Here is an 11,610-nt window from a genome sequence, read left to right as displayed (position 1 = left end):
TTAGCGGTTGCCTACTCGCAGGTAGGGAGCGTTGGTCATGCGCAGCGCGTCGATCACGACGAGGAGGAGGTCGGGTCGTACGGCCGGTGGGTCGGCCGCCAGGGACAGCTGCAGGAACAGCGACCGGAGCAGGGCCTGCGGTGCCGCCGTGGCGGCGTAGGGGTCGTCGTCGGCCAGCCCGCTCCCGGCGTAGGGGTTGCCGGCGGCGCCGAGGCGGTGCACCCACGGCTCCAGGACGTCGAGACCGAGGGTGTTGCGGCGCAGGACCTGCATCACGGCGGCAGCGATCCGGTCGGGCTCACCGCACACCAGCGGCTCGTCGGCGGGCTGCTGGAGCACCCGCTCGGCGAGGACGTCGAGCAGGACGGCGTGCTCCGGGCCGGCGAGGTGCGGCGAGCCGGCGAGGGCGCCGATCGTGTCCGCGCCGTGGGCGATCGTGTGCGCCCAGCCCTTGCCGGGGACGAACCCGCGGGTGTCGCGCTCGGTGAGGAACCAGGTGGCGGCGTGGTCGCCCCACTCCATGATCTTGGCCCCCGGCAGGAGGTGCTGCTCGTTGTCGCGCTCCATGCAGGTCGCGAGGATCAGCGAGCTGAAGCTGCGCCGGAAGACGGTGTCGGTGCCGGTCTCGCCGAGGCCGACGGCCAGGCCCGCGACCATGCCGTCGCCGAGGCCGGCGAGGAGGTCGTCGTAGACACCACGCTCGATCCAGGTGGCGAGCGCCGGGAACGCCGTGCCGTCGCGGACCGCGGCGTCGGTCGAGCCGAGCATCGTGGTGAGCTCGGCCGTGAGGTCGTCGAGCGGACGGTCCGAGGGGACCTCGAACCCGGCCTTCTGCACCTGGTCCCAGTAGCCGATCGACATGCGCCCCATCCTGCCAGTGACCTCCGACGCGGCCCTAGTCCGGCCCTGGACCGCCCTCCGCCGGGCCCTAGGCTGGCCGGGTGCCCTCCCTCCACGAGCTCGTGCGAGCCCACACCGACCTCGTCGAGGACGACGTCGCCTGGCTCCAGCTCCTGATGGCGGACTGGCAGATCTTGGCCGACCTGTCCTTCGCCGACCTCGTGCTGTGGCTGCCCGACCGCGAGGGCAGGGGCTACTGGGCGGGCGGGCAGATGCGCCCCACGACCGGCCCGACCGCGCTGGTCGACGACGTCCTCGGGACCTTCATCCCGACCGGGCGCCGGCGGATGCTCGACGAGGCCTACACGACCGGGCGGCTGGTGCGCGAGGGCGACCCGGAGTGGCGCGACGACGTACCGGTGCGGGTGGAGGTGATCCCCGTGCGGCGGGCGGGCCGGGTGATCGCGACGATCGCCCGCAACACCAACCTCCTCGGCGTGCGCACGCCGAGCCGGCTCGAGCTCAGCTATCTCCAGACCGCCGCCGACCTCACCCAGATGATCGCGGCCGGGCACTTCCCGCTCAGCGGGCAGCGCAGCGACCACGCCGACTCGCCCCGGGTCGGTGACGGCTTCGTCCGGCTCGACGTCGCCGGGCGGGTCGTCTACGCGAGCCCCAACGGGCTCTCGGCCTACCGACGGCTCGGGCTGCAGGGCGACCTCGCCGGCCTGGTCCTCACCGACCTGACCCGCGAGCTGGTGCCGGCGCGCTGGCGTCCCGACGAGGAGACGCTGAGCGCGGTGCTGGGTGGCCGCGACGGCCGCGCCACCGAGGTGGGCACCGACGAGGTCACCCTCATCGTGCGCAGCATCCCGCTGCTGCCCCAGGGGGAGCGCAGCGGCGCGCTGCTGCTGGTGCGTGATGTCACCGAGCTGCGCAGCCGCGACCGCGAGCTGGTGACCAAGGACGTCACGATCCGCGAGATCCACCACCGGGTGAAGAACAACCTCCAGACCGTCGCCGCGCTGCTCCGGCTGCAGGCGCGTCGCACCGACGCGGAGGACGCGAAGGCGGCGCTCGAGGAGGCCGTACGCCGGGTCGGCTCGATCGCGATCGTGCACGAGACGCTCAGCCACGCGGTGGAGGAGACCGTCGACTTCGACGAGATCGCCGACCGGCTCGGGTCCATGGTGGTCGACGTCAGCGGCGTCGAGGTGCCCGTGCGGGTGGTGCGGGAGGGCTCCTTCGGCAAGCTGCCCTCGGAGGCGGCCACGCCGCTCGCGATGGTGCTGACCGAGCTGCTGCAGAACGCCGTCGAACACGGCTACGCCGGCGTGCCGGCCGCCACCTCGGGCCGCGTGGCCGTCACCGCCCGCCGCATCGTCGGGCGGCTGCACGTCGTGGTCGAGGACGACGGCCAAGGGCTGCCCGACGACTTCGACCTCGACTCCTCGACCCAGCTCGGGCTGTCGATCGTCCGCACGTTGGTGGAGTCGGAGCTCGGTGGCGTCCTGGAGATCGGCCCCGGGAGCCGGGGCACGCGGGTGCAGGCGGACCTGCCGCTCGAGTGAGCCAGGCGGTCGGGCTCGAGCGGGCGGGCTCAGGCGGTGCGGATCCGCGCCCGGGCGTTGCGGCGCTTGAGCGCGCGACGCTCGTCCTCGCTCAGCCCACCCCAGACACCGTGGTCCTGGCCCGCCTCGAGGGCCCACGCGAGGCACTGCTCGCGCACCTCGCAGCGACGGCACACCTGCTTGGCCTCCTCGATCTGGAGGATCGCGGGACCGGTGTTGCCGATCGGGAAGAACAGCTCAGGGTCCTCGTCGAGGCATGCGGAGCGGCTGCGCCAATCCATGGGATGGGGATTCCCTCTTTCACATCACGTCGGGTTGCTGTTTGCGGACGTTCAGCTGGCCCGGGCGCCTGACAGCGCAGCGACCACACTGACAACATTTGAACGTTCACACAACCCCCGCTGCTGGTCGTGTCCGTCACAACTACTGTTGTCCGGTGACTGTTACGCCCCCGGTGGATCCCCGTGGCCGAGACGATACCGCGCCGCCTCCGCTCGCGGTAGCCGCAGGTTTGGTCGCGGTCGAGGCCTTCCTGCTCCTCGTCCTCGGCGTCCTCGAGCTGGTCAGCCTGCAATCGACCCGGCTCACCATGGGGGTTACCACCACGGTGTTCTTCCTCGCTGCCGCGGCCGGGCTGATGTGGTGCGCCTGGTCGCTGTGGAAGGCGCGCCGCTGGGCGCGCGGGCCGGTCGTGATGGCCCAGCTGATCCAGCTCGGCCTGGCGTGGAACTTCCGAGACGCCCCCACCACGTTCGTCGCGATCGGGCTCGCGGTCGCCGGGCTGGTCGTCATCGCAGGCCTGCTCCACCCCGCGACCACGCGGGTGCTGGAGGAGGAAGCCCCGCACGAGGAGTGACGCGGGCCCGACGGCTCGCCCGGGTCGGTGGGGTCAGTCGGCCTCGAGTGACGTACGCAGCTGGGCGAGCGTGCGCGTCAGCAGCCTGGAGACGTGCATCTGGGAGACCCCGATCTCCTCGGCGATCTGGGACTGGGTCATGTTCTTGAAGAAGCGCAGCAGCAGGATGCGCTTCTCGCGCTCGCCGAGGCCCTCGAGCAGGGGCTTGATCGACTCGCGGACCTCGACGTGCTCGATGTTGGCGTCCTCGACCCCGAGCGAGGCGAGCATGGCGGGCGGGCCGTCATCGTCGTCGTCGGAGGCGTCGAGCGACAGCGTCGCGTAGGCGTGGGAGGACTCGATGCCCTCCATGATCTCCTCGACCGTGCAGCCGATGACCTCGGCCAGCTCGCGGGGGGTGGGGGAGCGGCCCAGCTTCTGGGTGAGCTCGCCGGTGGCGCCGCCGATCTGCATCCGCAGCTCCTGCAGGCGGCGTGGCACCCGGATCGCCCAGCCCTTGTCGCGGAAGTGGCGCTTGATCTCGCCGATCACCGTCGGCGTCGCGTAGGTCGAGAACTCCACGCCGCGGTCGGTCTCGAAGCGGTCGACCGCCTTGATCAGGCCGATGGTGCCGACCTGCACCAAGTCCTCGAACGGCTCCCCGCGGTTGCGGAAGCGGCGGGCGCAGTGCTCGACCAGCGACAGGTGCAGGTGCACCAGGTCGTCGCGTGCGACCGCCCGCTCGGCGCTGCTCGCCTCGTCGTCGTGCAGCACGCCGAACAGCTCGGCGCTGCGCGCCCGCAGGTGCTCGAGGCCGCTGAGTGCGACCTCGTCGTGCACCTCCCGCTCGAGGGCAGCCTCGGCTGCCGTGTGATCCCCCGTGTCCCCCGTGTCTCGGCTCATGTCAGAGCTCGGCACCTGTCATTCCCGCAGCGACCGCCGACGTCACCGTGAAGCGGACGCGGAAGCGTCCACCCTCGGGTCCTGCCGACGCGTCCTGCGCCATCGTGTCGAGCACCTGCCAGGCGAAGCTCTCGGTGTCGAGCGGGGGGGAATCCATCGCCTCGACCTCCAGCTCGACGGTCATCGAGCCGTGGCCGAACCAGAAGCGCGCGACGAGGTCGGTGGTGGGGTCGGCCTCGGGGATGACCAGCGCGCTCGCCTCCCCGATGGCGATGCGCAGGTCCTCGATGTCGTCGATGGTGAAGTCCATGCGCGCAGCGAGCCCGGCCGCCGTGGTCCGGACGATCGTCGCGTAGGCCCCCTCGGCTGGGAGCCGGAGCTCGACGTCGGCGCGAGATGCCCCCGTGTTGTCTGCCATCTGCGTCAGTGTCCCGTCCTCGAGGCCGATGCTCCGCACACCCTAGCCGTCACGATCAGTGGAACCACGGACACACCTGGTCGCGTGTGCGGAGCTCCTCCCGGCGGTGGCGCTCGCGCAGCAGCGGGGCCGCCCTGACGCCGACTCGTGCTCCGGGGACCGGTTGGGGCGCCGCGGTCGCACCGTCGACCGGCGTCAGCGGTTCGAGCTCGACGACGGCGCCGTAGACCCCGTGGCCCTCGTCCTCCAGCGACACCGCACCGAGGTGCCGGAGCATCGCCACCGAGGCCGGGTTGTCCTGGAGGACCTCGGTGACGATCCGCTCGACGCCCAACGGGCGCTGCCGCGACAGCACCTCGAGCAGCACCGTCGCGACGCCGCGGCCCTGCCACTCGTCCTTGACGGTGACGGCGAGGTCCGCCGCGTCGGTGACGTCGGCGTAGCGGACCATCCGGGCCAGGGCGATGGGGTCGTAGACGTCGGGGCGCGTCTCCGCGCAGAGCACGAGGGCCACGTGGTCGACGCCGTCGACGTCGTCGACGAGGTGCTCCAGCATCGCGTCGCTCAGGTGCCGGACCGGTGCGAGGAAGCGCCGGCGCTGCGACTCGGGGGAGAGGGTCTCGAACTCCTCCGCCAGGGTGGCCCGGTCGGTGCGCTCCAGGGGCACGACGAAGGCGTCCGTGCCGTCACGCAGCCTGACCTGCTCGATCATCGACACCTCCCGTCCGCTGAGCCGGAGCCTAGCCAGAAGGGTGGCCCCGGCGGTCCCGAACGAGACGAACGCCGCACCGACCCGGAGGTCGGTGCGGCGTCGGAGCGAGCGGGCGTCAGGCCTTCTTCCGCGGTCGCGACCTCGCAGGCTCGGTCGCGCTTGATGACTCGAAGGCCTTCACCGGGCTCAGGCATTCTTCCGCGGTCACGACCTCGCAGGCTCGGTCGCGCTTGATGACTCGAAGGCCTTCGCTTCGCTCAGGCCTTCTTCGTCTCCCAGAAGATCTCGGCGATCTCGTCGATCTTGGCGAGCAGCTCGTCGGCCTTGCCGGCGTCGAGCTCACCCTTGGTGCCGGAGGCGCCGGCCAGCTTGGTCGCCTCGTTGACCAGCGTGTGGAGCTGGGGGTACTTCTCGAAGTGCGGGGGCTTGAAGTAGTCGGTCCACAGCACCCACAGGTGGTGCTTGACGAGCTCCGAGCGCTGCTCCTTGATGAGGATGGCGCGGGTGCGGAAGTCGGGGTCGTCGTTGTCGGCGACCTTGGCGATGATCGCCTTGATGGACTCGGCCTCGATGCGCGCCTGGGCGGGGTCGTAGACGCCGCAGGGCAGGTCGCAGTGGGCGGAGACCTCGACGGTCGGGGCAAGCAGGTGGCGAAGCATCGTGTTCCTCTCGATCGGGGGAATGTGCACTCGGCTGCGACACTACTCCGCGTGGAGAGGCGTCGGCAGCGGGGTCCCGCCCCTCGGGGTGGACGCTCCGGGCCCCCGTTCGGGACGGCCGTGGTCCGTGGCCGGTCGATGCTCCCGGCGCTCCGCGACGGTGACCTGCTGCTGGTCCGCTATGGCGCCTCGCCCCGGCCCGGTGACCTGGTCGTCGCCCGGTTCGCCGACGGGACCCTCGCGGTCAAGCGGGCGGTCGAGGAGCGTCGTACGCGCTCCGGCGCAGCCGGCTGGTGGCTGCTGAGCGACAACCCCGACGAGGGCGTCGACTCGCGCCACCGCGGGCCGGTGCCGGAGGCTGACGTGCTGGCCGTCGTCCGGCTGCGGGTGTGGCCTTTCCCACGCGTGGGACGGCGGCTCCCGCGACCCTGACCTGTGCCAGTATCCCGGGCATGGCCTCGCACCCGCACGCCGGCGACCCCGTCTTCGACCTGCACCTCGGCGGCAAGATGGAGATCGTCTCGACGGCGGCGCTGACCGGCCCCGAGGAGCTCTCGCTCGCCTACACGCCCGGCGTCGCGCGGGTGTGCGAGGCCATCGCCGCCGACCCCTCGATGACCCAGCACTACACGTGGGTGCCCAACACGGTCGCCGTCGTCACCGACGGCACCGCGGTCCTCGGCCTGGGCGACATCGGCCCGGCCGCCGCCATGCCGGTGATGGAGGGCAAGGCGGTGCTCTTCAAGCAGTTCGGCGGGGTCGACGCCGTGCCGATCTGCCTCGACACGACCGACGTCGACGAGATCATCGAGACCGTCGTCCGCCTGGCGCCGAGCTTCGGCGGCATCAACCTGGAGGACATCTCCGCCCCGCGCTGCTTCGAGATCGAGGCCCGGCTCAAGGAGCGCCTCGACATCCCGGTCTTCCACGACGACCAGCACGGCACCGCCGTCGTCGCGCTGGCCGCGCTGACCAACGCCCTCCGGCTGACCGGACGCGACGCCGCCACGGCGCGCGTGGTCGTGCAGGGCGCCGGTGCCGCCGGCGTCGCCGTGGCGCGGATCCTGCTCCAGGCCGGGGTGCGTGACATCGCGGTGCTCGACCGGCAGGGGGTCCTCACCTCGACGCGCTCGGACCTCACCGCGGTGAAGGCCGCCCTCGCCCGCGACACGGCCGACCACTTCGGCCGCAGCGGCACGCTCGCCGACATGATGGCGGGCGCCGACGTCTACATCGGCGTCTCGGGCGGACAGGTGCCCGAGGAGATCGTGGCCTCCATGGCCGACGACGCGATCATCTTCGGCCTGGCCAACCCGACGCCCGAGGTGCACCCCGACCTGGCGCACAAGTACGCCCGGGTGGTCGCCACCGGCCGCTCCGACTTCCCCAACCAGATCAACAACGTGCTGGCCTTCCCCGGCATCTTCCGCGGGGCGTTCGACGTCCACGCCACCGCGATCACCGAGGGCATGAAGGTCGCGGCCGCGACCGCCCTCGCCGAGCTCGTCGGCGCCGACCTGCGCGAGGACCTCGTCATCCCGTCTCCCTTCGACCCGCGGGTGCCGGGGGCGGTGCGCTCGGCGGTGGCCGACGCCGCTCGTCGCGACGGGGTCGCCCGGCGCTGACAGCGCCGATCTACCCCAACGGGTCGACGCGGGCCGGGGCGCCGCGGAGGTAGCGTCGCAGGCAGTCCTGGTGACGTGCTGCGGGAGGCTCCGTGGGGACCGTGCTGCGCATCGTCGTGGGTGGCCTGCTCGTCGCCCACGGCCCGGTGCACCTGATGTGGTTCGTCTCGTCGAAGGACGCTGCCTGGCCGTTCCACCTCGACCGGTCGTGGCTGCTTCCCGAGCAGGCACGCCGGCCGGTGGGGATCGTCCTCGTCGCCGTTGTCGTCGCCGCGTTCGCCCTCCTCGGGCTCGCCGTCTGGGGCGTCCCGCTCCTGGCGCCGATGTGGGCCGGCCTGGCCGTCGTGGGTGCCGTCGCCTCGCTCGCGGTGCTCGTCGTCTACTGGGACCGCCAGCTGGTGTGGGGGATCGTGATCGACGTGGCGATCCTGGTGGTGGCGCTTGCGGCGACCGGGATGGACCGACGCCCTGGACTGACGCGGGCGCGACGCCCACCGGCGCCGCCCGGGGCGTCAGAAGCCGATCGACGGCTCCGGCGCGACCGCGGTGCGCATCGCCCGCGCCAGGTCGGCGTACGCACCGGGGCGGCGCTCCTGCACGAGCCCGGCCCGGAGCAGCCCGCCGATGCCGTGGCCGAGGTAGCCGGCACCGAGGACGGCCACGTCGAGGGCGAGGTCGGCCCCGGCGTCGGTGCGCGTGGCCGAGCCGGCCGCGGACGAGGCCGTCAGCCGCCAGCGGCCGGCGTTCCAGGGGGCGTAGCGGTCGGCGACCTCGACGACGACGTCGCAGTCGGCCTCGTAGGACCGCAGCGGCCAGGCCGCCTCGAGGTCTACGAGGCGCACCCAGGTGCTGTCCCAGGTCTGGAGGCTGCCGGTGCTGCGCGGGCCGCCGATCCACGCGAGGAGCGGGTCGTCGAGGCCGACGTTCTCCAGCTTGGTCGTGCCCATCAGGTCGACGTCGACGACGCGGCGGGCGAGGGCGAGCCGGGCGGCGGGGTCGCCGCACAGGGTGCCGACGACCACGGTGCCCGACGGCCGGGCGTTGTCCCACTTGTGCTCCCGGCGCAGGCCGGTGAAGCCGACGTCCCGGCCGTCACGGCGGGCGAAGAGGACGCGGCGCCGCTCCTTGTCGCGCAGCTGCTCGGGTGGCTCGTGAGCCAGGAGCGAGAAGAAGTCGGGGGAGCCGACGATGGTGCCCGGGAAGTCGGGCGCCACGGCCAGCTGGCAGGCGCGCATCCGCTCGGTCACCCCGGGAGCCGCCATGTCCACGAGGTGCGTCGTGGTCCCGGCGAGGTCGTCCTCGAGGTGGGGCGCGGTGAACGTCGTACCGCGGCCGAGGTCGACCTGGTGCGTCAGCACCGCGCTGCCGTAGCCGAAGCGTCCGTAGATGGCGGCCTCGCTCGCGTGGAGGGCCGACACGGCGGTGCCGGCCGCTCGGGTGCGGGCCAGGTGGTCGGTCATCATCGCGGCGAGCACGCCCCGGCGCCGGGCGTCGGGGTGCACGCCGACCCAGGTGAGGCCGGCGATCGGTACGACGGAGCCGCCGGGCAACGACATCTCCATCGGGCGCACGCCGTAGATCCCGCTGTGCAGGTCGTCGGGGCCGTCGGGCAGGTCGACGACGAACCGCTGGTCCTGCGGGAGTCCCAGGCGCAGCTGCTCCGCGTCAGAGTCGGTGACCTCGCCGAACCAGACGAGCTGATCGGTGGCCAGGTACTTCGCTGCGTCCTCCGAGGGACGTACGTCGATGCTCATCCGGCAACCCAAACGTGGCGGTGGGGCACCCGCAACCGGATATCCCTCCGCTACGACAGCCCGGTCGCGCGGGCGCCGGACTCCATCAGGTGCTTCAGGCTCACCCAGTTGCGGCGCTCCCAGCGCGGTCCGACGAGCCGCAGCAGCGGCGTCAGCGCGCGCCACCGGCCGACGAGCTCCATCTCCCAGTCCCACGAGAGGAGCGTCGCGTCACCCCTCTCCTCGAACCGCAGGACGCCGTCGACCTGCATGAACGACGACGTCACGGCGTTGTGCAGCAGATGTGGTCGGTCGTGCTCGAGGATCGTCATGGCCATCCGGCCACGGGCGCCCGTGCCGCTCGGCTCGACGACGAACCGGCTGCCCGCGCCGATGGGCTCGTGGCCCTCCAGGCTGGCTCGCGCGATCCGGGGGTTGTAGCGCGGCTCGTTGCGCTCGTCGGCGACCATGTCGAACACGGCCTCGACCGGGGCCGCGATGGTCACGTGACCGGTGATCCGTGGCACCTGACGGCTCCCTCCACGCGCGACGGCTCGACACTCCCATCGTGACGACCACGCCGCGGGAGCGGCAGGGCCGTTGGACCCCGGGCCGGGACGCCTCGCCCACTCGCTAGGGTCGGAGGATGTTCGCCGTCTACGCCGAGTCCTTCTCCTCCGACGATCCCCTGAACGGCCTGGTGGTGGGGGAGCGGCCCGCTCCCGAAGCGCCGGACGGGTGGGCGACCGTGACCGTCAAGGCTTCCAGCCTCAACCACCACGACCTGTGGTCGCTGCGAGGCGTCGGGCTGCGCGAGGAGTCGCTGCCGATGATCCTCGGCTGCGACGCCGCCGGCGTCGACGAGGACGGCAACGAGGTCGTCGTCCACGGCGTCATCGGCGACCCCGGGTGGACCGGTGACGAGGCGGACGACCCGGGCCGGTCGCTGCTCTCCGAGCGCCACCAGGGCACCTTCGCCGACCAGGTCGTCGTGCCGCGCCGCAACCTCGTGCCCAAGCCGGCCTCGCTCTCCTTCGAGGAGGCGGCCTGCCTGCCCACCGCGTGGTTGACGGCCTACCGGATGCTCTTCGTCCAGGGTGGCTGCAAGCCCGGCGAGACGGTGCTCGTGCAGGGCGCGGGCGGCGGCGTCGCCACCGCGCTCATCACCCTGGGTCGCGCCGCCGGCCTGACGATCCTGGCCACCAGCCGCGACGAGGCCAAGCGTGAGCGGGCCCGCGAGATCGGCGCCCACGAGGTCTTCGAGTCCGGCACCCGCCTGCCGGTGAAGGTCGACGCCGTCATGGAGACCGTCGGCAAGGCCACCTGGAGCCACTCGGTGCGCTCGCTGCGCCCGGGCGGTCGCATCGTCATCAGCGGGACGACCTCGGGGCCCGACGTCGACGACGCCGGCCTCACCCGCATCTTCTTCACCCAGCTGTCCGTGATCGGCTCGACCATGGGCACGCGCAAGGAGCTCGACCTGCTGGTGCGCTTCCTCGACGCGACCGGCGCCCGGCCGCTGGTCGACCGGGCCATCCCGATGGAGCAGGCCCGCGACGGCTTCGCCGCGATGGCGGAGGGTGACGTCTTCGGCAAGATCGTCTTCACCCGATGACGCGCACGCACGTGCTCACCGGTGCCGGGTCGGGCATCGGGCTGGCCCTGGCCCGCCGCCTCGCCGATCGCGGCGACGAGCTCGTCCTGCTCGCGCGCAGCGACGCCCGCGCGGCCGAGCTGGCGCAGACCTTCCCCCGCGCGCAGCTCCTGGTCGCCGACCTGGCCGACCCCGGCACCCTCAACGGCATCGGCCGCCAGGTCGACGGCGGGGTGGACACGCTGCTGCACGTGGCCGGGGTCGTCGACCTCGCCCCGGTGGAGCGGCTGCGGCTCGCGGACTGGGAGGAGCAGATCGCGGTCAACCTCACCGCACCGGCGGTGCTCACCCGAGAGCTCCTTCCCCACGTGCGGGCCACGCGCGGCACCGTGGTGTTCGTGAACTCGTCCGCCGGGCTCTCGGCGAGCGCCGAGTGGTCGGCGTACGCCGCGTCGAAGTTCGGCCTGCGGGCCCTCGCCGACGCGCTGCGGGCCGAGGAGGTCGACCACGGCGTCCGGGTGAGCACCGTCTACCCCAGCCGCACCGCGACCCCGATGCAGGAGAAGGTGCACGAGCAGGAGGGCAGGACCTACGACTCCTCGCGCTGGATCAGCCCCGACACGGTCGTCGACACGATCCTGCACGTCGTCGACCTGCCCCGGGACGCCACGATCCCGGACGTCACCGTCCGCCCGGTGGTCCCGCGCACCAGCTGACCCC

General features: G+C 72.6%; 14 protein-coding genes. 6 read left to right on the top strand and 8 right to left on the bottom strand.

From position 1 onward, the window contains the following. Nucleotides 1–861 (bottom strand): DUF2785 domain-containing protein, encoded by an 861-nt coding sequence (locus NCI01_RS10125; protein ID WP_254181360.1) that lies wholly within the window; start codon nt 859–861, stop codon nt 1–3. Between the two features lie 80 nt (nt 862–941). Between NCI01_RS10125 and NCI01_RS10120 the strand changes: the two genes are divergently transcribed. Beyond that, the gene (locus NCI01_RS10120; RefSeq protein WP_254181359.1) at nt 942–2,411 is read left to right on the top strand and encodes a sensor histidine kinase; all 1,470 of its coding nucleotides are present in this window, start codon (nt 942–944) and stop codon (nt 2,409–2,411) included. A 29-nt stretch (nt 2,412–2,440) separates the two neighbouring features. Here the strand turns inward: NCI01_RS10120 and NCI01_RS10115 are convergent, their stop codons facing one another. After that, on the bottom strand, nt 2,441–2,692 hold the full coding sequence (locus NCI01_RS10115) for a WhiB family transcriptional regulator (protein ID WP_056601527.1): 252 nt from the start codon (nt 2,690–2,692) through the stop codon (nt 2,441–2,443). 230 nt (nt 2,693–2,922) lie between these two features. On the opposite strand from NCI01_RS10115, the gene NCI01_RS10110 reads away from it, so the two are divergent. After that, nucleotides 2,923–3,267: a hypothetical protein gene (locus NCI01_RS10110; RefSeq protein WP_254181358.1), complete on the top strand. Its 345-nt coding sequence runs from the start codon at nt 2,923–2,925 to the stop codon at nt 3,265–3,267. A 33-nt stretch (nt 3,268–3,300) separates the two neighbouring features. Here NCI01_RS10110 and NCI01_RS10105 read toward each other — a convergent pair whose 3' ends face one another. From NCI01_RS10105 to sodN, 4 genes are all read right to left on the bottom strand, one after another. Then, entirely contained in the window at nt 3,301–4,149 is an 849-nt protein-coding gene (locus tag NCI01_RS10105; RefSeq protein WP_254181357.1) for an RNA polymerase sigma factor SigF, read from the bottom strand. A 1-nt stretch (nt 4,150) separates the two neighbouring features. After that, nucleotides 4,151–4,567, bottom strand: a complete 417-nt coding sequence (locus NCI01_RS10100) for an ATP-binding protein (RefSeq protein WP_254181356.1) — start codon at nt 4,565–4,567, stop codon at nt 4,151–4,153. Nucleotides 4,568–4,622: 55 nt separating this feature from the next. Then, entirely contained in the window at nt 4,623–5,279 is a 657-nt protein-coding gene (locus tag NCI01_RS10095) for a GNAT family N-acetyltransferase (RefSeq protein WP_254181355.1), read from the bottom strand. Nucleotides 5,280–5,536: 257 nt separating this feature from the next. Beyond that, nucleotides 5,537–5,938, bottom strand: coding sequence for a superoxide dismutase, Ni (gene sodN, locus NCI01_RS10090; RefSeq protein WP_179620218.1), 402 nt, complete (start codon nt 5,936–5,938; stop codon nt 5,537–5,539). 120 nt (nt 5,939–6,058) lie between these two features. Here sodN and NCI01_RS22720 point away from each other — a divergent pair, with 120 nt between their 5' ends. Together NCI01_RS22720 and NCI01_RS10080 are read left to right on the top strand one after the other, a co-directional pair. Beyond that, the gene (locus NCI01_RS22720) at nt 6,059–6,370 is read left to right on the top strand and encodes a S24/S26 family peptidase (RefSeq protein WP_254181354.1); all 312 of its coding nucleotides are present in this window, start codon (nt 6,059–6,061) and stop codon (nt 6,368–6,370) included. Nucleotides 6,371–6,390: 20 nt separating this feature from the next. Continuing rightward, nucleotides 6,391–7,563, top strand: coding sequence for an NAD(P)-dependent malic enzyme (locus NCI01_RS10080; protein WP_254181353.1), 1,173 nt, complete (start codon nt 6,391–6,393; stop codon nt 7,561–7,563). 512 nt (nt 7,564–8,075) lie between these two features. Here the strand turns inward: NCI01_RS10080 and NCI01_RS10075 are convergent. Both NCI01_RS10075 and NCI01_RS10070 read right to left on the bottom strand, forming a co-directional pair. Next, nucleotides 8,076–9,317 carry a GNAT family N-acetyltransferase gene (locus NCI01_RS10075; RefSeq protein WP_254181352.1) on the bottom strand — a complete coding sequence of 414 codons (1,242 nt, stop codon included), beginning with the start codon at nt 9,315–9,317 and terminating at the stop codon, nt 8,076–8,078. Nucleotides 9,318–9,367: 50 nt separating this feature from the next. Continuing rightward, nucleotides 9,368–9,823, bottom strand: a complete 456-nt coding sequence (locus NCI01_RS10070) for an SRPBCC family protein (protein ID WP_254181351.1) — start codon at nt 9,821–9,823, stop codon at nt 9,368–9,370. Nucleotides 9,824–9,942: 119 nt separating this feature from the next. Between NCI01_RS10070 and NCI01_RS10065 the strand changes: the two genes are divergently transcribed. Together NCI01_RS10065 and NCI01_RS10060 are read left to right on the top strand one after the other, a co-directional pair. After that, a complete protein-coding gene (locus NCI01_RS10065; RefSeq protein ID WP_254181350.1) occupies nt 9,943–10,911 on the top strand; it encodes a zinc-binding dehydrogenase in 969 nt (322 codons plus the stop codon). After that, nucleotides 10,908–11,606, top strand: coding sequence for an SDR family oxidoreductase (locus NCI01_RS10060; protein WP_254181349.1), 699 nt, complete (start codon nt 10,908–10,910; stop codon nt 11,604–11,606). The genes NCI01_RS10065 and NCI01_RS10060 overlap by 4 nt, the downstream gene beginning before the upstream one ends. The last annotated feature ends 4 nt before the right edge of the window (nt 11,607–11,610 follow it).

The sequence above is a fragment of the Nocardioides pinisoli genome (genome assembly GCF_024199985.1).
Lineage (GTDB): Bacteria > Actinomycetota > Actinomycetes > Propionibacteriales > Nocardioidaceae > Nocardioides > Nocardioides pinisoli.
Note: the sequence above shows the minus strand (reverse complement) of the source record. Positions and strands in the feature narration are given on the sequence as shown.